The 22,618-nt window shown below is 72.9% G+C and carries 23 protein-coding genes; 13 read left to right on the top strand and 10 right to left on the bottom strand.

What is annotated here, in order from left to right; all coding sequences use genetic code 11:
- Positions 1-6: 6 nt before the first annotated feature.
- Complete coding sequence (locus tag ASC77_RS09680; RefSeq protein ID WP_056151464.1) at positions 7-699, top strand: IspD/TarI family cytidylyltransferase; 693 nt, start codon at positions 7-9, stop codon at positions 697-699.
- Between the two features lie 53 nt (positions 700-752).
- Here ASC77_RS09680 and ASC77_RS09675 read toward each other — a convergent pair whose 3' ends face one another.
- A complete protein-coding gene (locus tag ASC77_RS09675; RefSeq protein WP_235547564.1) occupies positions 753-1,304 on the bottom strand; it encodes a 2-C-methyl-D-erythritol 4-phosphate cytidylyltransferase in 552 nt (183 codons plus the stop codon).
- Between the two features lie 62 nt (positions 1,305-1,366).
- Entirely contained in the window at positions 1,367-1,852 is a 486-nt protein-coding gene (locus ASC77_RS09670; protein ID WP_056151458.1) for a CarD family transcriptional regulator, read from the bottom strand.
- Between the two features lie 223 nt (positions 1,853-2,075).
- Between ASC77_RS09670 and ASC77_RS09665 the strand changes: the two genes are divergently transcribed.
- From ASC77_RS09665 to ASC77_RS09655, 3 genes are all read left to right on the top strand, one after another.
- Positions 2,076-2,993: a UbiA family prenyltransferase gene (locus tag ASC77_RS09665; RefSeq protein ID WP_082574616.1), complete on the top strand. Its 918-nt coding sequence runs from the start codon at positions 2,076-2,078 to the stop codon at positions 2,991-2,993.
- A 90-nt stretch (positions 2,994-3,083) separates the two neighbouring features.
- The gene (locus ASC77_RS09660) at positions 3,084-3,626 is read left to right on the top strand and encodes a hypothetical protein (protein WP_056151455.1); all 543 of its coding nucleotides are present in this window, start codon (positions 3,084-3,086) and stop codon (positions 3,624-3,626) included.
- A gap of 14 nt (positions 3,627-3,640) precedes the next feature.
- The gene (locus ASC77_RS09655; protein ID WP_056151451.1) at positions 3,641-4,384 is read left to right on the top strand and encodes a phosphoglyceromutase; all 744 of its coding nucleotides are present in this window, start codon (positions 3,641-3,643) and stop codon (positions 4,382-4,384) included.
- Positions 4,385-4,517: 133 nt separating this feature from the next.
- On the opposite strand, the gene phoU is transcribed toward ASC77_RS09655, so the two are convergent.
- The gene (phoU, locus tag ASC77_RS09650) at positions 4,518-5,174 is read right to left on the bottom strand and encodes a phosphate signaling complex protein PhoU (RefSeq protein ID WP_056151448.1); all 657 of its coding nucleotides are present in this window, start codon (positions 5,172-5,174) and stop codon (positions 4,518-4,520) included.
- A gap of 120 nt (positions 5,175-5,294) precedes the next feature.
- Between phoU and ASC77_RS09645 the strand changes: the two genes are divergently transcribed.
- The 4 genes from ASC77_RS09645 to ASC77_RS09630 all read left to right on the top strand — a co-directional run bounded on the left by ASC77_RS09645 (position 5,295) and on the right by ASC77_RS09630 (position 8,509).
- Positions 5,295-6,443, top strand: a complete 1,149-nt coding sequence (locus tag ASC77_RS09645; RefSeq protein ID WP_056151445.1) for a sensor histidine kinase — start codon at positions 5,295-5,297, stop codon at positions 6,441-6,443.
- Positions 6,440-7,117: a response regulator transcription factor gene (locus ASC77_RS09640; protein ID WP_056151442.1), complete on the top strand. Its 678-nt coding sequence runs from the start codon at positions 6,440-6,442 to the stop codon at positions 7,115-7,117. The genes ASC77_RS09645 and ASC77_RS09640 overlap by 4 nt, the downstream gene beginning before the upstream one ends.
- Before the next feature lie 78 nt (positions 7,118-7,195).
- The gene (locus tag ASC77_RS09635; protein ID WP_082574615.1) at positions 7,196-8,137 is read left to right on the top strand and encodes a DMT family transporter; all 942 of its coding nucleotides are present in this window, start codon (positions 7,196-7,198) and stop codon (positions 8,135-8,137) included.
- Positions 8,138-8,155: 18 nt separating this feature from the next.
- The gene (locus ASC77_RS09630; RefSeq protein WP_056151439.1) at positions 8,156-8,509 is read left to right on the top strand and encodes a DUF1304 domain-containing protein; all 354 of its coding nucleotides are present in this window, start codon (positions 8,156-8,158) and stop codon (positions 8,507-8,509) included.
- Here ASC77_RS09630 and ASC77_RS09625 read toward each other — a convergent pair.
- From ASC77_RS09625 to ASC77_RS09615, 3 genes are all read right to left on the bottom strand, one after another.
- Entirely contained in the window at positions 8,474-9,004 is a 531-nt protein-coding gene (locus tag ASC77_RS09625) for a YbjN domain-containing protein (protein WP_056151435.1), read from the bottom strand. The genes ASC77_RS09630 and ASC77_RS09625 overlap by 36 nt on opposite strands.
- The gene (gene mshA, locus ASC77_RS09620; RefSeq protein ID WP_235547562.1) at positions 9,001-10,236 is read right to left on the bottom strand and encodes a D-inositol-3-phosphate glycosyltransferase; all 1,236 of its coding nucleotides are present in this window, start codon (positions 10,234-10,236) and stop codon (positions 9,001-9,003) included. Before mshA ends, ASC77_RS09625 begins: the two co-directional genes overlap by 4 nt.
- Positions 10,237-10,333: 97 nt before the next feature.
- On the bottom strand, positions 10,334-10,663 hold the full coding sequence (locus ASC77_RS09615) for a hypothetical protein (protein ID WP_156391021.1): 330 nt from the start codon (positions 10,661-10,663) through the stop codon (positions 10,334-10,336).
- Positions 10,664-10,728: 65 nt separating this feature from the next.
- Between ASC77_RS09615 and ASC77_RS09610 the strand changes: the two genes are divergently transcribed.
- On the top strand, positions 10,729-11,475 hold the full coding sequence (locus ASC77_RS09610; RefSeq protein WP_056151432.1) for an SDR family NAD(P)-dependent oxidoreductase: 747 nt from the start codon (positions 10,729-10,731) through the stop codon (positions 11,473-11,475).
- Positions 11,476-11,595: 120 nt separating this feature from the next.
- Positions 11,596-12,285, top strand: coding sequence for an aspartate/glutamate racemase family protein (locus ASC77_RS09605; RefSeq protein WP_056151429.1), 690 nt, complete (start codon positions 11,596-11,598; stop codon positions 12,283-12,285).
- Between the two features lie 71 nt (positions 12,286-12,356).
- Here ASC77_RS09605 and ASC77_RS09600 read toward each other — a convergent pair whose 3' ends face one another.
- Genes ASC77_RS09600 through ASC77_RS09585 form a run of 4 tightly spaced genes read right to left on the bottom strand, consistent with a single transcriptional unit; the run spans position 12,357 to position 17,473 of the window.
- Entirely contained in the window at positions 12,357-13,643 is a 1,287-nt protein-coding gene (locus tag ASC77_RS09600) for a protealysin inhibitor emfourin (RefSeq protein WP_056151427.1), read from the bottom strand.
- 16 nt (positions 13,644-13,659) lie between these two features.
- A complete protein-coding gene (locus ASC77_RS09595) occupies positions 13,660-15,447 on the bottom strand; it encodes a hypothetical protein (RefSeq protein WP_056151425.1) in 1,788 nt (595 codons plus the stop codon).
- A 51-nt stretch (positions 15,448-15,498) separates the two neighbouring features.
- Positions 15,499-15,969, bottom strand: coding sequence for a PPOX class F420-dependent oxidoreductase (locus ASC77_RS09590; protein WP_056151423.1), 471 nt, complete (start codon positions 15,967-15,969; stop codon positions 15,499-15,501).
- A 13-nt stretch (positions 15,970-15,982) separates the two neighbouring features.
- Positions 15,983-17,473, bottom strand: coding sequence for a hypothetical protein (locus ASC77_RS09585; RefSeq protein WP_156391020.1), 1,491 nt, complete (start codon positions 17,471-17,473; stop codon positions 15,983-15,985).
- A 144-nt stretch (positions 17,474-17,617) separates the two neighbouring features.
- On the opposite strand from ASC77_RS09585, the gene typA reads away from it, so the two are divergent.
- The 3 genes from typA to ASC77_RS09570 are packed head-to-tail and all read left to right on the top strand — an operon-like array spanning position 17,618 to position 22,618.
- A complete protein-coding gene (gene typA, locus ASC77_RS09580) occupies positions 17,618-19,510 on the top strand; it encodes a translational GTPase TypA (protein ID WP_056151419.1) in 1,893 nt (630 codons plus the stop codon).
- A gap of 7 nt (positions 19,511-19,517) precedes the next feature.
- Entirely contained in the window at positions 19,518-21,245 is a 1,728-nt protein-coding gene (locus ASC77_RS09575) for a glycosyltransferase (protein ID WP_056151417.1), read from the top strand.
- Entirely contained in the window at positions 21,242-22,618 is a 1,377-nt protein-coding gene (locus ASC77_RS09570) for an MFS transporter (RefSeq protein ID WP_162249814.1), read from the top strand. The genes ASC77_RS09575 and ASC77_RS09570 overlap by 4 nt, the downstream gene beginning before the upstream one ends.

Raw genomic sequence — 22,618 nt, 5'->3', positions numbered from 1 at the left:
CCGCGGGTGCCCGCCGCCGTCGTGATCCTCGCCGCCGGGACCGGGTCGCGCGTGGGGGCCGGGTCCAACAAGGTGCTGCTGCCGCTCGGCGACCGGCCCGTGCTGGCCTGGTCGGTCCGCGACGCAGCGGCGGTCGACGGCGTACGCCGCGTGCTCGTGGTGGTCCGTCCCGGTGAGCAGGACGACGTGGCCGCCGCCCTGCAGCCGCACCTGGGCGACGCCGAGGTCGGCCTGGTCGAGGGCGGCGCCACCCGGCACGCGTCGGAGGCGGCGGCGCTGGACGCGCTCCGCCCGGCGATCGAGGCCGGCGACATCGACGTGGTCGCGATCCACGACGGCGCCCGACCGCTCGCAGGCCCCGAGCTGTTCGCGGCGACGATCGCGGCCGCACAGGAGCACGGCGGCGCGATCCCGGTGGTCCACCTGCCCGGCCTGCTGTCCCGCGACGGGCGGCCACTGCCTGTCCCGCGTACGGGGAGCCTGGACGGCGTCCAGACGCCGCAGGCCTTCCGCGCCCGCGACCTGGTCTCGGCGTACGCCGACGCTGCGACCGACGGCTTCGAGGGCACCGACACCGCCGCCTGCTGGGCGCGCTACACCGACCTCCCGGTCGCGGCCGTGCCGAGCTCGCCCGCCAACCTCAAGATCACCTTCCCGGAGGACCTCGATCTGGCGCTGCGCCTCGCACCGTCGGGGTAGTCCCTGACGGAATGGTCCGTGGGAGCGTGCCCAGAGGTCCGAATCGTCAGGGACTACCCCGCCGTGAGCGCCTCCAGCACCCGCAGGTCCTCGGCCGAGCCGACCCGGCGGGCGGCCGGGGGCGCCTCGACGAGCTCGACCGGGTAGCGCCGCCGCAGGGCATCGACCAGGGCCACGAAGTCGGTGCTGGGCAGGGCGCCGAGGGCGGCCACCACCCCGGCCGGCAGCACCACCGGAGAGGCGACCGCCACCAGAGCGTCCCGGTCGAGCGTCTCGCCGACCACGCCGTCGTCCACGACCTTGACCGTGTCGGTGACGGGCCGGACGCCGACCACCACGCAGCCGCGCTCGACGGCGCGCGCCACGCAGTCGGCGATGAAGGCCGGCGGCGTCATCGGACAGAGCGGGTCGTGCAGCACGAACGGCTCACCGGAGTCGACGAGCCCCTCCCAGCTGGTCCCGAGGTCGACCGGGGTCACGCCCGCCTCGCCCAGCGCCCACGAGGCCGCGGCGACGAGGGACTCCCCGTGGATCAACGCGTACGGGAGGGATCCCCGGTCGTCGTCCATCACCGCACCTAGTGCGGGCTCCACCTCGTCGTCCACGTACCGACCCTACAAATGCGTCGGGCCCCCGGACCTGGTGGTCCGGGGGCCCGTCGTACGGATCAGGAGGCGAGGACCTCGTCGAGGAGGGCCTCGGCCTTGTCCTCGTTGGTGTGCTCGGCGAGCGCCAGCTCCGACACCAGGATCTGGCGGGCCTTCGCGAGCATCCGCTTCTCCCCGGCCGACAGGCCGCGGTCCCGCTCGCGGCGCCACAGGTCGCGGACGACCTCCGACACCTTCATCACGTCTCCGCTGTGCAGCTTCTCGAGGTTCGCCTTGTAGCGACGCGACCAGTTGGTCGGCTCCTCCACGTGCGCGGCACGCAGGATGTCGAACACCCGGTCGAGCCCGTCCTTGTCCACGACGTCGCGGACCCCGACGAGGTCGAGGTTGCAGGCGGGCACGCGCACCACCAGGTCCTGCTGGGCGACAATCCGTAGTACGAGGTACTCCCGGTCCTCTCCCTTGATGGTCCGCATCTCGATGTCCTCGATGATCGCGGCCCCGTGATTCGGGTAAACAACCGTTTCGCCGACGGTGAAAGTCATATGTGAGGTACCCCTTCCTAGGTGAGGATTCTAACACGGCCTCCCAGCGGACCCGACATCGTTTGCGCAGGTCAGGGGCACAATCCGGGCTTGACAGAACCGCGGTGGGTGTGGTGGCCGGCCCTCCGCGGACGGGCCCGGCAACCCTCTTCAGGACAGCGCGTCGACAGTTCCGGACCCGGAAGAGGCATACCCACGCGACGGCTGGTTGATACTGCGGGGTATGTCGCCCCGCCTGCGCCGACGGAGCACGGAACCGGCCGAACAGCTCGACGCCGGGACCGCCACGGCCACCACCACCGAGCCCCCGCCCACCGAGGCGACGCCGGAGCCTGCCCCTGAGTCCGCGCAGAAGCCGACACCGGAGCCGACCCCCACCCCGGCCCCCACCCCGGCCTCCAGCCCCGCCTCCCGGGGTCGTGAGCGTCGGCGGACCCTGGCGCACGCCACCCCGATCCTGTTGCTGCGTGCCGCGCACCCGCGCCTCGCGGCGCTCACCGCCGCCGGCGTGGCCGTCGCCGCCGCGCTCTCCGGCCGGCCCGGTCGCGAGGTGGGGCTGGTGCTGGCGACCGTGCTGGTCGGCCAGGCCGTGCTCGGCTGGCACAACGACCTCGTCGACCGCCGTCGCGACGCCCAGCACCTGCCGAGCGGCAAGCCGATCGCCGACGGCTACCTGGACCCGGGGACGGCCTGGTTCGCGCTCGGCTGCGGCGTCCTGCTCCTCGTCCCGCTCGCGATCTCGAACGGCGTGACCGCCGGCTGCCTCTACCTCGCGTCGGTCGGCATCGGCCTGCTCGGCAACCTGATCCTCCGCTCGGGCTGGCTCTCCTGGTTGACCTGGGCGGCGTCGTACGCCCTCCTGCCCGGCTTCCTCTCGTACGGCGGCTGGGGCGGTCAGGCGACCGGCAACCCGCCCGCGACCGCGATGGTCGCCCTGGCCGCGGCGCTCGGCGTCGGCGTGCACTTCCTGTGCGCCCTGCCCGGCCTGGTCGGCGACCACGAGAACGGCTTCCGACACCTGCCGCTGCGCGTCGCCCTGAAGATCGGGGCCACCCGGCTGCTGATCGCGTCGCTCGCCTGGACCGGGCTCGCGCTGGTCGGGCTGCTCCTCGTCGGGAACGCCGTCGGCCTCAGTCAGTAGTGGGGGTCAGAGCCGCGGCCGGCGACCGCTAGGCTGAGCCCGCACCCCTGTCGTCGCGCTCCGTTGTTCCTCGATGTGAAGGCTTTGAAGATGCAGCTTCGCCGTTCCGCTCGCCTGCTCACCGCCGCGGGAGCGCTCCTGCTCGCCGCCCCGGTGCTCACCTCCTGCGGCTTCGACTACGCGACCGACAAGCCGTACACCCCGGGCGCCGGCACCAACCACCAGGACTCCGACATCGACGTGCTCGGCGCGGTCGTCGTGAGCGCCGAGAACGGCTCCGGCACGCTGATCACGTCGTTCTCGAACAACAACCAGGACGACGACGCCTCGGTCACCGGCATCGCCGGCGCGGGCGACACGGCCGACCTCACCGTCGGCGACTTCGACCCGATCGACATCCCGGCGGGCGGCCTGGTCAACCTGGCCGACTCCGACACCCCGGTCACCATCGAGGGCGACTTCGAGACCGGCGACTTCCTGACGTTGGAGTTCACCTTCGGCGACGGCAGCACCGCGACCGTGGACCTGCCGTCGGTCCCCGACTGCTACGAGTACGCCGGCCTCGACTCGACCGCGGAGACGGGCACCCCGCCCGCGGACTGCGAGCCCGAGCCCGCCACGGCCGAGCACTGAGATCGAGCACTGAGATGACGTACACCCTGGTCCTGCTCCGCCACGGCGAGAGCGAGTGGAACGCCAAGAACCTCTTCACCGGCTGGGTCGACGTCCCGCTCAACGACAAGGGCCGCGCCGAGGGTGTGCACGCCGGAGAGCTGCTGCGCGAGGCCGGCGTGCTGCCGGACGTCGTGCACACCTCGCTGCTGCGGCGCGCGATCAACACGGCTGCCACGGCGCTCGACGGCGCCGACCGGCACTGGATCCCGGTGCGGCGCTCCTGGCGCCTCAACGAGCGCCACTACGGCGCCCTCCAGGGCAAGAACAAGAAGGAGACCCTGGACGAGTACGGCGAGGAGCAGTTCATGCTCTGGCGGCGCTCCTTCGACGTACCCCCGCCGCCCCTCGACGACGACAGCGAGTTCTCGCAGGCCGGGCTGCCGCAGTACGCCGACCTCGGCGCCGAGCTGCCGCGCACCGAGTGCCTCAAGGACGTCATCGCCCGGTTCCTGCCCTACTGGGAGTCCGACATCGTCCCCGACCTGCGGGCCGGCCGGACGGTGCTCGTCGCCGCCCACGGCAACAGCCTGCGCGCGCTGGTCAAGCACCTCGACGGGATCAGCGACGAGGACATCGCCGCCCTCAACATCCCGACCGGCATGCCGCTCGTCTACGAGCTCGACGAGGACCTGCAGCCCACCGTCGCCGGTGGCCGCTACCTCGACCCGGAGGCCGCTGCAGAAGCCGCTGCCGCCGTCGCGAACCAGGGTCGCTGAGCAGTCGGGTACGGCGAAGCCGCACCCGACGTGGGCTCAGGGAGATTGAGCAAGCCCCGCGGCTGAGGAACGAAGCCGCGACGGGCGCGTCGAAATCCGGCGAGTCGAGAAGCAGCCGGAGAGTACTGGCCGTTCAGGCGTCGACGGAGCGCGGGTTCTCGCCGGTGACGACGAAGACGACCCGGTTGGCGACCGAGACGGCGTGGTCGGCGATCCGCTCGTAGTAGCGACCCAGGAGGGCCACGTCGACCGCGGCCTCGACGCCGTGGTCCCAGTCGGCGGAGAGCAGCTCGGCGAAGCTGGTGCGGCGCAGCCGGTCCATCTCCTCGTCGGCGTGCACGAGGGCGAGCGCCTCGTCGACGTTGCGGTCGGTGATGATCTTGGAGACCCGGCGGACCATGTCCTCGGCGACCGAGGCCATCCGCTCGATGGTCGGCTGGACGGCGGCCGGAACGGCCAGGTTGGGCACCCGGAGACGGGCGATCTTGGCGACGTGCACCGAGAGGTCGCCCATCCGCTCGAGCTCGCTGACCATCCGCAGCGCGGCGACGACGGTGCGCAGGTCGCTCGCGACCGGCTGCTGGAGTGAGAGTAGCAGGAACGCCGAGTCCTCGACGCGCTCGCGCGACCGGTCGATCTCGACGTCGGCGCTGATGACCTGCTGGGCGATGTCGGCGTCGCCGCTCAGCAGCGCCTCGGTCGCGAGCCGGACCGCAGACTCGACCTCGGAGCAGATCGCTGCCAGGTCGATGAAGATGCCGTCGAGCTGTTCGTGGAATGCCTCTCGCATGGCACAGACCCTAAGCATCGTAGGTGTCCAGCCGGGGTTGTGACGTGAACGAGGGGTGAACGTTCAGAAGCCCGAGCCTCGTGGGCGAACTCCCGCTGAATTCCCTCGTACGATTCTCTTGTGGATGCGACGACGCAGGCGTTTCTCGCCGCGCTCATCGGTGCCGTCGTCGCAGGCGGCGCGGTGCTGGCGTGGCACGTCAGCGACCGTCAGCAGCATGGCACGGGCGTCGCCACCGAGGAACCCGTCGTCCCGGCCGGGGTCGCCACCGTCCTCTCCGTGCTCAAGAGCAGCGCGGTCGTCGTCGACGACAGCGACACCGTGCTCAAGGCGTCCGCGCCGGCGTACTCGATGGGGCTCGTGCGCGGCCAGGAGCTGGTCTCCCCCGAGCTCGCGACGCTGGTCCAGCAGGTACGCCGCGACGGGCAGATCCGCGAGACCGAGCTCGTGATGGCCCGCCCCGGCGTGCCGTCGCGGCACGTGACCGCCCGGGTCGCCCCGCTCGGCGCGCGGCTGGTCCTGGCGCTGGTCGAGGACCGCACCCGCGAGCGCCGCGTCGAGGCCGTGCGCCGCGACTTCGTCGGCAACGTCAGCCACGAGCTCAAGACCCCCGTCGGCGCCATCCGGCTGCTCGCCGAGGCGGTCAACGACGCGGCCGACGACCCCGAGGCCGTCAAGCGCTTCTCGTCGCGGATGCTCATCGAGAGCGAACGGCTCTCGCGTCTCGTCCAGCAGGTCATCGAGCTCTCCCGCCTCCAGGGCGACGACCCGCTGGACGCGCCGATCCCCGTCTCCATCGACTCGGCGATCGACGTCGCCGTCGACACCAGCGCGATCGACGCGGTGAGCAAGCACATCGCGGTGGTCACCAGCGGCGCCAAGGGCATCGAGGTGCTCGGCAACACCGAGCTCGTCACCGCGGCGGTCGCCAACCTGGTCGCCAACGCCGTCTCCTACTCGGAGTCCGGCTCCACCGTGCTGGTCTCGACGAAGGCCGACGAGCACAACGTGTCCATCTCCGTGGTCGACCAGGGCATCGGGATCCCCAACGAGGAGATCGACCGGATCTTCGAGCGGTTCTACCGGGTCGACCCGGCCCGGCACCGCTCCACCGGTGGCACCGGCCTCGGCCTGTCCATCGTCAAGCACGTGGCGGCCTCGCACGGCGGGGACGTCAACGTGTGGTCAGTCGAGGGGCAAGGGTCTACGTTCACCTTGACCCTCCCCCGCTACCTCTCCACCAGGGAGAGCCAGGAGGAATACCGGTGACCCGCGTACTCGTCGTAGAGGACGAAGAGAGCTACAGCGAGGCGCTCGCCTACATGCTCCGCAAGGAAGGCTTCGAGGTCGCGATCGCCGCCGACGGCAACTCCGCCCTCGTCGAGTTCGACCGCAACGGCGCGGACATCGTGCTGCTCGACCTGATGCTGCCCGGCATCCCCGGCACCGAGGTGTGCCGGCAGATCCGGCAGACCTCCAGCGTGCCGGTGATCATGGTCAGCGCGAAGGACGACGAGGTCGACAAGGTGGTCGGGCTCGAGCTCGGTGCCGACGACTACGTCACCAAGCCCTACTCGCCCCGCGAGCTGGTCGCCCGGATCCGCGCGGTGCTCCGTCGTGGCCAGGAGCCCGACCTGGCGCCGGCGACCCTCGAGGCCGGCCCGGTGCGGATGGACGTGGAGCGCCACGTCGTCACCGTCGACGGCTCGGCGCAGCGGCTGCCGCTCAAGGAGTTCGAGCTGCTCGAGATGTTCCTGCGCAACCCCGGCCGGGTCCTCACCCGCGGGCAGCTCATCGACCGCGTCTGGGGCTCCGACTACGTCGGCGACACGAAGACCCTCGACGTCCACGTGAAGCGGCTGCGGGCCAAGATCGAGCCCGACCCGGGCGAGCCGAAGTACCTCGTCACCGTGCGCGGGCTGGGCTACAAGTTGGATCTCTGATCCGGTCTGGCAGCGGATCGCGCAACCACGTCCGAAAACCGCATGTCAGGTGTCGGTGCGCGTCCCTAGTCTGAGCCGGTGACCAGTACGACGACGCCCCCGGCCGTCCCCGAGGCCCAGAGCCCGCCGAGCTGGATGCCGGTGACCGCGGTCGGCGTGACGCTGGTGCTCTGGGCATCGGCCTTCGTCGCGATCCGTCACCTCGGCGAGGACTTCTCGCCCGGCGCGCTCTCCCTGGGTCGGACGCTGATCGGGGCGGTCTGCCTCGGCGTGGTCGCCCTGGCGAGCCAGGGCCTGCCGCGCCCGACCGGACGGCAGTGGGTCTCGCTGGTCACCATCGGCGTGCTGTGGTTCGGCGTCTACAACGTCGCCCTCAACGCCGGCGAGCGCCGCGTCGACGCCGGCACCGCCGCGATGCTGATCCAGGTCTCGCCGGTGCTCGTCGCCGTGCTCGCCGCGATCTTCCTCGACGAGCGGTTCACCATCTACATCGGCCTCGGGCTCGCCCTCGCCTTCACCGGCGTCGGCCTGATCAGCCTCTCCTCCTCGGACTCCAGCGACCACGACGTCCTCGGCGTTGTGCTCTGCCTGGTCTCCGCGGTCGTCTACTCGATCAGCCTCATCCTGCAAAAGCCGCTCGTCGCCAAGCTGCCCGCGATCCACGTGACCTGGCTGGCCTGCTCGATCGGTGCGATCGCGTGCCTGCCGTTCCTCGGCCAGCTCGTCGACCAGGCGGGCGACGCCCCGACCTCGTCGGTGCTCTGGGTCGTCTACCTCGGCGTCTTCCCGACGGCGATCGCGTTCACGACGTACGCCTACGCCCTGCAGCACATGAGTGCCAGCAGCCTCGCCATCACGACCTACCTCGTCCCGCCGATCACGATCGTGATGGGCGTCCTGCTCCTCGACGAGGCGCCGCCCGCGATGGCGTACGTCGGCGGCGTGCTCGCGCTGGTCGGCGTGGCCGTCGCGCGACGCAAGCCGAGGACGGTCGCGCAAGAGGTCTCGCCGCCGGCCTGAGGCTGCCATGCTGCTCGGGTGAGCATCCTCGCCAACATCCTGGTCGGCCTCGTGGCCGCGCTGCATCTCTACTTCCTGGCCCTGGAGATGTTCCTGTGGACCAAGCCGCTCGGCCGCAAGACCTTCGGCAACACCCCGGAGTTCGCCGAGGCGACCAAGGTCCTGGCGGCCAACCAGGGTCTCTACAACGGCTTCCTGGTCGCGGGCCTCGTCTGGGCACTGGTCACCCAGGAGCTCGACGTCGCGGTGTTCTTCCTCGCCTGCGTGATCGTCGCGGGGGTGTACGGCGCGATCACGGTGAGCCGGCGGATCCTGGTCGTCCAGGCGGTGCCGGCGCTACTCGCCCTGGTCGCCGTCCTGGTCTCTTGGTGAGCTCTCGAGCCACCCGCGGAACGCCTCGAGGTTGTGGGTGGGCTCGCCGCGCAGCTTGCGCCACTCCCACTCCTTGCGGATCGAGCTCTCGAAGCCGAGCTCGAGGATCGTGTTGAACGACTCGTCGGCGTAGGTGAGCACGGAGCCCAGGAGCCGGTCCAGCTCGTCGGGCGTGACGGCCTCGAGTGGCAGCCGGCCGTCGAGGTAGATGTCCCCGAGCCGGTCGAGGGCGAACGCGACGCCGTACATCCGCAGGTTGCGCTCGAGCAGCCAGCGGTAGACGCGCTCGTGCTGCTCGTCGGGCTTGCGGCAGACGAAGGCGTGGATGCCGAGGGCGTGCGTGCCGACGTCGAGGCGGACCGCGGTCTGCAGCTTCTTCTCGCCGGGCAGGGAGAACGAGAAGACGCCGTCGGCGGCCTCGTCGTACTCGACCTCGGCGGCGTCGAGGTGGTCGCGGATGACCTGACGGGGGTCGGCACTCTCCGGGGAGCTCATGCCAACGACTGTGCCATCTCGGCCCGGGCGCGGAGGTAGACGTCGAGGGTCCGCTCCGCGGTGCGCTCCCACGAGAAGCGCCGGGCCTGCTCGAGCGCGCCGCCCTCGAGGCGGAGCCGGAGCGCGTCGTCCTCGATGACGCGGCGCAGCGCGTCGGCCCAGGCGCCCGGCTCGTGGCCGTCGACGAGGAGGCCGCTGTGACCGTCGCGGACGACGGTCGTCAGACCCCCGACGGCGGCCGCGACGACCGGGGTCCCGGTCGCCTGCGCCTCGGCGGCGACCAGGCCGAACGACTCGTTGTAGGACGGTACGGCGACCAGCGTCGCGGCCGAGCACCAGCGGGCGAGCTCGCGCTGGGCCACGGGCGGCACGAACCGTACGACGTCGTCGAGGCCGAGCTCGGAGGAGAGCTGCGCGAGCGACTCGGGGTGCTCGAGGCCGCTGCCGGACGGGCCGCCGACGACCGGGACGACCAGGCGGGACCGCAGGTCCGGCTGCTGGGCGAGCAGCTCCGCGACCGCGCGCAGCAGCACGTCGGGGGCCTTGAGCGGCTGGATCCGCCCCGCGAAGAGCAGCACGGCCGCGTCGGGAGGCAACCCGAGCTCGGCACGCACCTCGGCGCGGTCGTAGGGACGGAAGACATCCAGGTCGACGCCGGGGTGGACCACCTCGACGCGCGACGGCTCGGCGTCGTACAGGTCGACCAGCTGGTGCGCCTCTAGGTCGGTGTTGGCGATCAGCATGTCGGCGGCCTCGACCACCTGCTCCTCGCCGATGATCCGGGCCATCGGCTCGGGGGTGTCACCCTCGGCGAGCGCGGCGTTCTTGACCTTCGCCATCGTGTGCATCGAGTGCACGAGCGGCACGCCCCACCGGTCGCGCGCGAGCGCGCCAACCTGGCCGGAGAGCCAGTAGTGCGAGTGCACGACGTCGTAGTGGCCGAGCGGCTGGGAGGCCTCCGCGCGGAGCACCTCGCGGGCGAACACGCAGAGCTGGCCGGGGAGCTCGGCCTTGCCGAGGCCCTCGAACGGGCCGGCATGGATGTGCCGGACCTGGACGCCGTCGCTGACGGGCACGACCGGGTCGAGCGTGGAGCTCGTGGCCCGGGTGAAGATGTCCACCTCGATGCCCTGCGCGGCCATCTGCCGGGCCAGCTCGACGACGTACACGTTCATGCCGCCGGCGTCGCCGGTGCCCGGCTGGTCGAGCGGGGAGGTGTGCAGGCTGATCATCGCCACACGCCGCATCGGCTCCACAGGCACCTCGGTTTCGCTCGTGAACAGGTCCAACCAGAGGGAACACGGAGGCCCGGCGGTTGATTCCCGCGTCTCACGCAGCGTGGCTGCCCCGCGAGGTCGCCGGCCGGCGTACGAGCACGACGACGCCGGCCACGAGGGCCGCAGCACCCGCCAGCGCGAGCACGGCCTGGTCGTCGGCGTTCTGGCGCAGCACCTGCAGGACGGACCCGACGAACCCGAGGAAGCAGATCCCGACCAGCAGCCGGAGCCACGTCGCCCCTCGGCTGACCAGCCCCACGCCGGCGCCGACGGCGGCGACCGCCAGCAGGACGGCGCCGACCACCGAGAGCAGGCCGACCCAGAGCGCGACCACCCAGCACAGTCCGCCCAGGACGGCGGCGACGGCCATCGCTGCACGCATGCTCACTCCTCTCGGTCCGGGGACCTCCAGCAACGATCCCTACCCCGATCGTCGAGAATGATTCCATGAGCACCCCCAAGACCGCCGTCGTGACCGGCGCCAGCAGCGGCATCGGCGCCGCCACCGCCCGTCAGCTGGCCGCCGCCGGCTACCACGTCTTCTGCGCCGCCCGCCGGATCGACCGGATCGAGGCACTGGCCGCGGAGATCGGGGGTACGGCGGTCGCGTGCGACGTCACGTCCGAGGAGTCCGTCGCGGCCCTGGCCACCGCGGTCGGCGACCGGCTCGACGTACTCGTCAACAACGCCGGCGGCGCCTTCGGGGCCTCACCGGTGTCGGGGGCCGACAGCGACGAGTGGCGCCAGATGTACGAGGTCAACGTGATCGGGCTGATGCAGGTCACCCGGGCCCTGCTCCCCGCGCTCGTCGCCACCGGAGCGGGCGCGATCGTCAACGTCGGCTCGACCGCGGGCCGGGTCGCCTACGAGGGCGGCGGCGGCTACACGGCGGCCAAGCACGGCACCCAGGTCGTCACCGCGACCCTGCGGCTGGAGCTGTGGGACCAGCCCGTGCGAGTCATGGAGATCGCGCCGGGGATGGTGAAGACCGACGAGTTCGCGCTGGTCCGCTTCGAGGGCGACGCCGAGAAGGCAGCGGCGGTGTACGCCGGCGTGGCCGAGCCGCTGGTCGCCGAGGACATCGCCGAGGCGATCACCTGGATGGTGACCCGCCCGGCGCACGTGAACATCGACGAGCTCGTGATCCGTCCGCGGGCGCAAGCGGCGCAGCACAAGGTCCACCGCCAGTCCTGAGCGAAGCGAAGGGCTGTCGCGGTGGTGGTCGAGCGAGCCCGCGGCCGAGCCTGCGAGGGCGCGACAGGCGTGCCGAGACATCATCCGACCGACCCGCGAGGGTCTGCCACACTGACGCTCATGCAGACCATCGGACTCGTCGGAGGCCTCAGCTGGGAGAGCAGCGCGGTCTACTACCAGGAGCTCAACCGCGGCGTGGAGACGCGCGTCGGTGGGCTGTCGTCGGCCCGGACCGTGATGGCGTCCGTCGACTTCGCCGAGGTCACGGCGCTCCAGGAGCAGGAGCGGTGGGACGAGGTCGCCGAGATCCTGTCCGCAGCCGCCCGCGGGGTCGAGGCGGGCGGTGCGGACTTCCTCGTGCTCTGCACGACGACCTTCCACCGCGTGGCTGACCAGGTCGCCGACGCGGTCGGCATCCCGCTGCTCCACCTCGCCGACGTCGTCGCCGAGGAGTGCAAGGCGAAGGGCCTCGAGTCGGTCGGCTTCCTCGGGACGACGTTCGCGATGTCCCGCTCGTTCTTCACCGACCGGATCGCCTCGCACGGCCTGAGCGTCGTGGTCCCCGACGCAGCGCACCACGAGACCCTCAACCGGGTCATCTACGAGGAGCTCGTGCACGGCAAGGTGCTGGACGGCTCCCGTCGTTTGGTCGTCGGCCTCATCGACGAGCTCTGGGACGCCGGCGCCGGCGGCGTGATCCTCGGCTGCACCGAGCTCGAGCTGCTGGTCCACCAGGCCGACGCCGACATCCCGGTCTTCCCCTGCACCACCCTCCACGTCGCCGCGGCCCTGGACCGGGCGCTGGCGTAGGCCCGTCCGTCGGGGTAGTCCCTGACGAAACGGTCCCTGGGATCGTTCCCCGAGGGCCGAAACGTCAGGGACTACCCCGGCGGCGGCTCCAGGACCAGGTCGGCGAGGCGGCGCAGGTCCGGGGTGAGGTGCTGCTCGGGAAGGGTCGCGCGGTCCCCGCAGAGGTCGAACTCGTAGACGAAGCGGTCGGGCTGGGGGGCGCCTCCGGCCACCGACCGGAGGTCGACCCGGTCGACGAGCGAGGCGACCTCGGGCGCGCGGGGGTCGTCGCCGTCGAGGTCGAGCTCACCGTCGGAGCGCCGGCCGGCGAAGCCACCGGTACGGCGCACGCTCACCCGCCGCGCGGTGCCGACCGGTGCCGGGGTCGCGGGGGCTGACGTCGAGCCCGGCGTCACGCCGACGGTCTCCCAGGCGGTGCCGACGGCGTCCGCCTGCGCCCCGGCGGCGGCGACGGTGGCGGCCGCGAACGCGGCGAAGTCGGAGCGCGGCCCGACGGCGTCACCGGTCAGGGCGGCGTACCAGATCCGTCCCGCGCCCTCCCAGGTCGAGCCACCGATCGCGACGGCGGCGAGCTGGAAGGCGCGGTTGGGGATCCCGGAGTTGAGGTGCACCCCGCCGTTGTCGTCGGACGTCGACACGTAGTCGTCGAGGTGGCCGACCTGCGGGTCGCGGCCCAGCGCCGGGTCGTCGTACGCCGTGCCCGGAGCCGCCATGTCGCGCAGCGCGCGGGCGGAGATGCCGGGCACGAAGATCCCCGCGCCGATCAGCCAGTCCGCCTCGTCGGCGGACTGCCCGAGCAGGCGCTGCTTGAGGCACGCCGCGAAGATGTCGGAGACGGACTCGTTGAGGGCCCCGGACTGATCCTGGTAGACCAGCCCGGCGGTGTGCTCGGTGACGGCGTGCGTCAGCTCGTGCCCGAGCACGTCGACCGGCTTGGTGAAGCGCTCGAACACGCGACCGTCGCCGTCGCCGAAGACCAGCTGCACGCCGTCCCAGAAGGCGTTGTCGTAGTCCTGGCCGTAGTGCACCGTCAGGCTGACCGGCGCGCCGGCTCCGTCGTACGACGCGCGGCCGTAGACCTCCTCGAAGAGCGCCAGCGCCCCGGTGATGCCGGTCGCCGCCTCGTCGACGGCCTCGTCGCCCGAAGGCGCCGAGCCAGCGGAGCGGACGACCCGGCCGGGCAGCGTCTCGGTCTGCTCGGCGGTGTGCACGGTCCACGCCGGCCCGGGTGCGGCCAGCACTGCCGATCGCGCGTCGACCGGTACGGCGCGGCCGGCGCGCAGCGCCGCATCCACGGTGAGGCTCTGCGGAGCGACCCGAGCGAGGAGGTACGGCGGCACGAACCGGCAGCGGCCCATGCCGCCAGCCTCTCACTCAGCTGGGGACGTCCACCACGATCGCGTCGGTGTAGGTGGTCGCGGAGCCGTCGTAGCGCACGTAGACCGACCACGAGAGCGGCATCCCGGCGATCGACGGCAGCACCCACGGGAGGGTGCAACCGGCCGGGTACGCCGTGACGGTCTCGCCCGCGAAGCTCGCGTCGTTCGAGAGGTGCACCGTCGTCGTCCCGCGCGGCGCGCGCAGGGTCAGCGTGACGGAGGCCGACCTCGTCTCGGTGGCGCCGCCGTCGATCTCGACGCCGGTCGCGCCGTGGCACGCGTCGGCGGCAGCCGGCCGCGAGCGCGCCGCCCCGAGCCCGGCCCCGTTGCCGGCGACGACCAGGCACTGGATCGCCGCACCGCTGTCGCCGGCGCCGACGGCATAGGTCCAGCTGCCGTTGGCGACGGTCGTGCCGTCGCGCTGCCACAGGGCCGTCACGGTGGTCGGGCTGCCGGACCAGGCGCCCGGGTCGCAGGTGAGGGTCTGCCCCGCGACTGGGTTGCCCGAGATCGTCGGGGGCGTGAGGTCGCCCGGCGCGCCGGCGGGCGGTCGGGCGACGGTGCGCTGCGCCGAAGTGGCCGACGCGCCGTCATCGTCGGTGGCAGTCACGGTGCAGCCGAGCGAGGTGCCGGCGTCGGCGTTCAGCACGACGTACGTCGCCGACGCGGTGTGCTCGATGGCGACGCCGTCGCGCGACCAGGCATAGGCGTACCGGAGGTCGCCGCCCTCCCGGCTGCCCGACGAGCAGGTCAGCGCCGAGCCCACGGTGCCCGCGCCGGTCACGGTCGGCGCAGCACGCATGCCTCCGGATCCGCGACCCGCCCGGACCGGCTTGACCCAGTAGGTCCACCCGCTGGTGTTCCACCGCTGCACGCGGCGGTTGCCGGCGTCGGCGATGAACAGGTTGCCGGAGAGGCCACCGCCGTCCTGGGCGTACTGGGAGATCGCGCTCGGGGAGCTGAGCCGACCGGCCTCCCGACTGGCCCGCGGCGGGTGGCCGAGCATCCGCCAAAGGTCGTAGTCGTGGTTGGTGTCGACCAGGTAGACCGCGTTGTTGGCGGCGTCGGCCACCGTCAGCTGGCCGAACCGGTCGACGGCGATGCCGCCGGGCCGGGGCCGGACGCCGCCGGGCGGTCGGCGCAGCACGACCGTGCGCGCCGGGCGTGCCGAGCTGCGCACCTGGCCGGCCCGGTAGGAGACGATCCGCCCAGTGTCGGGCATCGCCACGTAGACGGTGTCCGGCCGGCCCGACTGCGCGACGCCGTACGTGATGCCGCGCGGGTGGTCGCGGCCCGGCAGGTCCACGGTCGCGAGGAGCCGACCGGCCACGCTGTAGACCGACATGGTGCCGGCGCAGCGGTCGGCGACCCACACCCGGCCGCCACCGACGGTGATCCCGCCGTACGACGAGGCGGGGCTGCCGTCGCAGAGGACCGCCGCGTCATGGGTGAAGTGACGCAGCACCCGGCCGCCGGGCGCGAGCAGCGACGTGCTCGTCCCGTAGTCGACCCAGATCTGCCCGGCGGCGTTGACGAACAGGCCGTCGACCGGGTCGTCCTGGTCGAGCGGCACGGTGCCGCGAGCGCCGCCGCGCGGGTCGAGGCGCAGCAGCCGACCGCCGCCGGCGAACCCGACGTAGGACACCCCGGACGGGCCGACGGCGATCGCCGTCGGGGCGTCGCCCCCTGCCGCGACCGCCGGTCCGAGGGTCGCCGACGAGGCGGTCCCGAGGCCCGCTGAGATCAGGGCCAGGCAGAGGAGCCGGCCCGCGAGGGCCTTCACAGCGGGAGGCTAACCCGCGAGTAGCCTCCGGGCGGCCCCGGTCCAGACGGCTCAGGCGGGCGCGCGGTCCGGCGGGAAGCCGCCGGTGGCGACCGGGCCCCAGCTGTCGACCGAGATCCGGATCAGCGACTTGCCCTGGCGGCGCATCGCCTCGCGGTACTCGTCCCAGTCGGAGTGCTCGCCGGCGATGCAGCGGAAGTACTCGACCAGGCCGTCCTCGGCCTCGGTGCTCGGCATGTCGAGCACCTCGGCGGTGCCGTCGACCTGCACCCAGGCGTCGTCCCACTCGTCGGAGAGCACCAGCACGGAGGCGGCCGGGCGACGGCGCAGGTTGGTGGCCTTCGCCCGGTCCGGGTACGTCGAGATCACGATCCGGCCCTCGGGGTCGACCCCGCCGGTCACCGGGGAGACCTGCGGCCGCCCGTCGGCACGCGTGGTGACCAGCACCAGGTGGTGCCGGGTGCGGACGAAGTCCAGCAGCTGCTCGAGGTCGACGCGGTCGGCGGTGGCGATGCGAGGCATCCCTCCACGGTACTCAGAGCCGGAGGCGGTACCAGCGACTCCTCAGGCCGGTCCGGTCGACGACCTGGATCCAGCGCAGCTGGCTGCTGTCCCACGACACGATGTCGGCCGGCCAGGAGAACCGGCGGGTGCTGGAGCGGGTCTTGCCGACCTTGGCGTAGGCGATGCCAGTGCCGCGGTCGGTCGCCCGGATCCTGACGACCCAGCCCCGGCGCGCGGTCACCCACTTCGCGGTGACGCGGTGGATCACCGGCGGTGCTCCGTCGAGCAGCACGCGGTCGCTCGCCGCCCCGGAGACGCCCGGGAAGCGCACCGACACGACCTTGGGTCGCCGGCCCGCGCCGCCCTCGAGGGTCCAGGGGTAGCGGCACGACGACGTGAGGGTCTTGCGGTCGGAGTGCTTGAAGCCGTCGTTGGAGATCAGCACCTCCTGGGCGCCCTCCGGCGCCCGGACCACCAGCGTCACGTAGGGCTTGCGGGCGACCCGACCGCCCGCGTCGATGCGCACCGACGGGGTGCCGCGGCAGGTGGTGACCGGCGTGCTCGGTGGGTCCGGCTCGGTCGGCGTACCCGGGTCGCCCGGGTCGCCTGGGTCGTCGGGCTCCTCCGGCGCATCGGGCAGCCGGGTGTCGGCCATCCACTGCGTGGTCCCGGCGGAGTTCCAGCGCTGCACCCGGCCGTTGCCGGTGTCGGCGACCCAGAAGTGCCGGCCGGCCGTCGCACCGCCCTGCGCGATCGCGGCGGGCCGGCTGAGGTAGCCCTTGGTGGTCGCGGCGGTCGGCGGGTGACCCAGGGTGCGGTACTGCCGGTAGCGCCGGCGCGCGTCGTAGAGGTAGAGCCCGTTGGTCGTGGAGTCGAGCACGGCCAGGTGCCCACGGTCGTCGGCCGCGAGCCCGCCGGGGCGGGAGCCCGTCACCGTGACGACGGGCTTCGAGCGCCCGCTCAGGCGCGCCGCGTCGTAGCCGTAGACCTTCCCCGCGTCGGGCACGGAGACGTAGAGACGGGCCGGCACCTTCCCGTACGCCGGCGCCCAGGCGATCCCGCGCGGGCTGCCCGACCCCGGCAGGTCGACGGTGGCCAGCAGCCCGCCGGCACGCGTGTAGACGCCGACGCTCCCCAGGCACCGCTCGGCGACGTAGACCCGCGCGGTCGTCACGGCGAGACCGCCGTACCGGTCGGCGTCGGCGGCACAGGAGGCGGCGGGTCGGTGCGGGAACGACGCGAGCACCGCGCCGGACCGGCTGAGCCGGGTGACGACCGAGCCGTCGTCGACCCACACGCCGCCGCTCGGCTCGGCGGCGAGAGCGGTCACCGGGCCGCCGGTCGCGAACGACCCGGCCGGCGAGCCGTCCGCGGCCAGGACCAGCAGTCCGGCGGCGTTCGCGAACCCGACGTACGACGTGCCGTCGGCCGCGACGGCGACCGCGGTCGGCCGGCCGGTGCTCACCGCGCCGACGGGATCGGAGGGAACGACGACGAGGCTCGTGACAGCGACGGCCGTCACGAGCACAGCACGAAGTGCGTGGCCCCCCACGGTGTCCAGGGTACGGCGGCCCGGCGCGATGCGGGCCGAGACGTCCACCCCGACTAGACTCGACGAGGCCCGCTCGGGCCGACTCTCCCACCCGAACGGATTGCAGCAGCGCGCATGGCCACCTCCACTCGTACGGACCTCCGCAACGTCGCCATCGTCGCGCACGTCGACCACGGCAAGACCACGCTCGTCGACGCCATGCTGCGTCAGGCCGGCGCCTTCACCGCCCACCAGGCCGAGAGCGTCGCCGAGCGCGTCATGGACTCCGGGGACCTGGAGCGCGAGAAGGGCATCACGATCCTCGCGAAGAACACCGCCGTGCACTACGCCGGTCCCGCCGGCGGTGGCCAGCCGATGGTCATCAACATCATCGACACCCCCGGCCACGCCGACTTCGGTGGCGAGGTCGAGCGCGGCCTGTCGATGGTCGACGGCATCGTGCTCCTCGTCGACGCGTCCGAGGGCCCGCTGCCGCAGACCCGCTTCGTGCTGCGCAAGGCGCTCAACGCCGACATGCCGGTGATCCTGGTGGTCAACAAGACCGACCGCAGCGACGCCCGCATCGCCGAGGTCGTCGACGAGACCTACGAGCTCTTCATGGACCTGCTCGACGAGCACCACAGCCAGGACGCGCTCGACTTCCCGGTCGTCTACGCGTCGGGCCGCGCGGGCGTGGCCGCCCTCGAGGCGCCCGAGAACGGCGAGCTGCCGGACTCCCCCGACCTCGAGCCGCTCTTCAAGACGATCCTCGAGACGATCCCGGCCCCGACGTACGACGAGGGCGCGCCGCTGCAGGCGCACGTCACCAACCTCGACTCCTCGCCGTTCCTCGGCCGGCTCGCGCTGGTCCGCGTCCACCAGGGCACCCTGAAGAAGGGCCAGCAGGTCGCGTGGATGAAGCGCGACGGCTCGGTCAAGAACGTCAAGATCACCGAGCTGCTGGTCACCGAGGGCCTCGAGCGCCAGCCCGGCGAGTCGGCCGGCCCGGGTGACATCGTCGCCATCGCCGGCATCCCCGACATCACCATCGGCGAGACCCTCGCCGACACCGAGAACCCGGTCGCGCTCCCGCTCATCCACGTCGACGAGCCCGCGATCTCGATGACGATCGGCACCAACACCTCGCCGCTGGTCGGCCGGGTCAAGGGCGGGAAGGTCACCGCCCGCCTGGTCAAGGACCGCCTGGACTCCGAGCTGATCGGCAACGTGTCGCTGCGGATCCTCCCGACCGAGCGCCCCGACGCGTGGGAGGTGCAGGGCCGCGGCGAGCTGGCGCTGGCCATCCTGGTCGAGCAGATGCGTCGCGAGGGCTTCGAACTGACCGTCGGCAAGCCGCAGGTGGTCACCAAGGAGGTCGACGGCAAGGTCCACGAGCCCGTCGAGCGCCTGACCATCGACGCCCCCGAGGAGTACCTCGGCGCGATCACCGAGCTGCTCGCCACCCGCAAGGGCCGCATGGAGCAGATGACCAACCACGGCACCGGCTGGGTCCGGATGGAGTTCCTGGTCCCGGCGCGCGGCCTGATCGGCTTCCGCACCGAGTTCCTCACCGACACCCGCGGCACCGGCATCGCGCACCACATCTCCGAGGGCTACGAGCCGTGGGCCGGCGAGATCCGCTCGCGCAACAACGGCTCGCTGGTCGCCGACCGCAAGGGTGCGGCCACGGCGTACGCCATGACGTCGCTGCAGGAGCGCGGCGTGATGTTCGTCGACCCGACCACCGAGGTCTACGAGGGCATGATCGTCGGCGAGAACTCGCGCGCCGACGACATGGACGTCAACATCACCAAGGAGAAGCAGCAGACCAACATCCGGTCCGCCACCTCCGACAACTTCGAGAAGCTGATCCCGCCGAAGAAGCTCTCGCTCGAGCAGTGCCTGGAGTTCTGCCGCGACGACGAGTGCGTCGAGGTCACGCCCGAGACGGTCCGGATCCGCAAGGTCATCCTCGACCAGAACGAGCGGGCCAAGATCGCGGCGCGGGCGCGCAAGGCGAGCAAGTAGCCCTCTGATGGCGCCGGCGGCGACCGACCAGCTGCAACGGCTGGTCGACCAGGCGGACGGCGACGTGCTGCTGCTGCACGACGCCGCATCCGCCGCGCCGCTCGCCGACGTCGACGGTGACCGCCTGCTGCGCGCCGGCGGCGCGGGCGACCTGCCGGAGCCGCGCGCCTGGGCCGCGGTCCTGGTCGCGGTCGCCGACGCCGCAGCCCTGCGCCGGCTGGCCTCGGTGCTGCCGAAGGTCGGGGGGACGCGCGTCATCGCCTGCTGGCTGGCCGAGGGAGAGCAACCCGCCCTCCTCGTGCCGCGTCCCGAGTGGCCGCCGCTCACGACGTGCAACGCCCGACGGCTGCCGAGCGGCGAGTGGCTCACGGTGCTGCGGTTCGCGCGCCGCCTCCAGGCCGGCGGCCCGATCGCCGAGCTCGCCCGCTCCGCCGCCCCCGGCGGCACGCGGGGACACGCGGGACTGGTCGTCGCGACCGCCGACCCGTTCCAGGTCCTGGGGAGCGCCGGCGCGTACGACGAGCCCGACGACCACTTCCCTCCCGACGTCGTCCTCGGATCCGGGGCCCCGACGTACGAGCAGCCGGTCACGGGGCGCCAGCCCGTCGTCGTGACCGACCCGCTGCTCCTCGGCGGCCCGCTCGACGAGGGGCTGCTCAACCCCCGGGGGTTCCTCGCGGAGGCCTCCGCGGACGTCGTCCCGCTCGACAGCCTCGGGCTCGACCCCGTGCGCGGTGCGACGGCGGCCCTGGTCGCCGGCCTGCGCGAGCACCGCGGGGTGCGCGTCGGCTGGCCCGCCGACCCTCGCGCCGTTGCCGGACTGGCGATGGCCGGGGTGCCGCTCGTCGGCGGGCCCGTGCCCGCCGACGCCCGCGCGGCGCTGGGCGAGCGACTGGCCGACCTCCTCACCACCGAGGTCGACCTCGACGACCCGCTGCGTCGCCAGGAGCACTCGGTGCGACTGCGGCGTACGGCGCTGCTGGAGCACTCGTCCCTGGGTTGGCGCAACCGGCTCGCGGCGGCCGCGGGGACGCCGTTCCGGGCGTTCCCCACCTGCTCGGTGCTGCTGGTGACGCGACGGCCCGAGCGCCTCGAGTTCGCCGTCCGCCAGGTCGCGCGGCAGCGCATCGACCTCGAGCTGGTCGTGGTCGGCCACGGCTTCGAGCCTGATGCGGGGCTGGTCCACGCGCAGGTCCCGGGCGCGGTGGTGCTGTCCGCTGACGCCGGTGAGCTGTACGGCGACGCGCTCAACCGCGCGGCCGGGGCCGCCTCGGGCGACCTGCTGGCGAAGATGGACGACGACGACTGGTACGGCCCCGACTTCCTGGGCGACCTCCAGCTGGCCCGGCACTACTCGGGCGCCGACATCGTCGGCACCCCGGCGGAGTTCGTCTACCTCGAGGAGGTCGACCGGACGGTCCAGCGCACCGAGCGCTCGGAGCTCACCGGCGGCTTCGTCGCCGGGGGCACGATGCTCTTCAGCCGCGACCTGCTCGCGAGCGTCGGCGGCTTCCGGCCGGTGGTCCGCTCGGTCGACCTCCAGCTGCTGGCCGGCGCCCGCGCCGCCGGTGGCCAGGTCTATCGCAGCCACGGCCTCGGCTACGTGCTCCGGCGTACCGCCTCCGGGCACACGTGGGACGCCGGCACGGACTACTTCCTCGAGCCCGACCGGGTCGCCGAGCAGTGGGCCGGGTTCCGACCGAGCGCGCTGGTCGAGCCGGACCCGGAGCGGTGACCGGGCAAGCGACCTCCCGCCTGCTGCTCCCCACACTGGCGCTGCTCACCACCATCACGGCGGTCGTCTCCTCGCTCGGGGCGCCGCTGGTACCCAGCATCGCCGCGGCGTACGACGTCCGCCTGACCACCGCGCAGTGGTCGCTGACCGCCACGCTGCTGACCGGTGCGGTCGCGACGCCGATCGTGGGCCGCTTCGCCAGCGGCCGGCTCCGACGCCCGACGATCCTGGTGGGGCTGGCCGTCGTGACGGCCGGGACGGCGATCGCGATCGTCCCGACGACGTACGCCGTGCTGGTGGCCGGCCGCGCCATGCAGGGCGTCGGCATGGCGCTGCTGCCGCTCGCCATCGCGGTGGCCCGCGACGCCCTCGTCGGCGAGCCCATGAACCGCGCCATCGCGCTGCTCTCCGTCACCACGGTGGCCGGGGCCGGGCTCGGCTACCCGCTCACCGCGCTGGTCGCGGAGCTGGGCGGGCTGTCGGCGGCGTACGCCCTCGGCACCGTGCTGACCGGCGCGACGCTGCTGATGGCGTGGCGCCACCTCCCGGGGTCGGCCGAGGCGGCGCCGATGCGGGTCGACTGGGCCGGCGCGGCGCTGCTCAGCGTCGGCATGCTCGCCGTGCTGCTCGCGGTCAGCGAGGGTGAGGTCTGGGGCTGGACGTCGCCCCGGACGCTCGGCCTCGGCCTCGGCGGCGCGGCGCTGCTGGTCACCTGGGCCTTCTGGACGCTGCGCAGCCCAACGCCACTCGTCGACCTGCGGATGGCCGTCCGTCCCGGGATCGCGGCCCCCAACCTCGTCGCACTGGTGGCCGGCCTCGGCATGTACTGCCTGCTGACGCTGTCGGTCGTGCTCGTGCGCGCCGACGAGCCCGGCTTCGGGCTCGACATGCCGGTCTGGGTCGCCGGCCTGATCCTGGTGCCCTACTCGCTGATGAGCGTGCTCGGCAACCAGCTCGCACGGGTCGTGCGCGTCCGGCTGGGCGCGGCCCCGCTGCTGCCGACCGGCTGCCTGATGTTCCTGGCGTCGACCGTCGCGCTCGCCCTCTGGCACGACCACCTGTGGCAGCTGCTGCTGGCGATGGCCCTCGGCGGGGTCGGCAGCGGCTTCACGTTCTCGTCGCTGGCCGTGCTGATGGTGCCGCACCTCCCGCAGGCCGAGACCGGCAGCGCGATGGCGTTCAACCAGGTGCTGCGCTACCTCGGGTTCACGATCGGCAGCGCGACGAGCGTGGCGCTGATGGCGGCGTACGGCGGGGGCTCGCCCGGGTTCCGTGCCACGCTGCTGACCGTGTCGTCGCTCTTCGTGGTCGCGGCCGTCGGGGCCGTGCTGCTGGATCGTGCCGCGCCGGCCCCCCGGGTTGCGCCACACTGA

It is taken from the genome of Nocardioides sp. Root1257 (assembly GCF_001425175.1).
Taxonomy (GTDB): Bacteria; Actinomycetota; Actinomycetes; order Propionibacteriales; family Nocardioidaceae; genus Nocardioides.
Note: the sequence above shows the minus strand (reverse complement) of the source record. Positions and strands in the feature narration are given on the sequence as shown.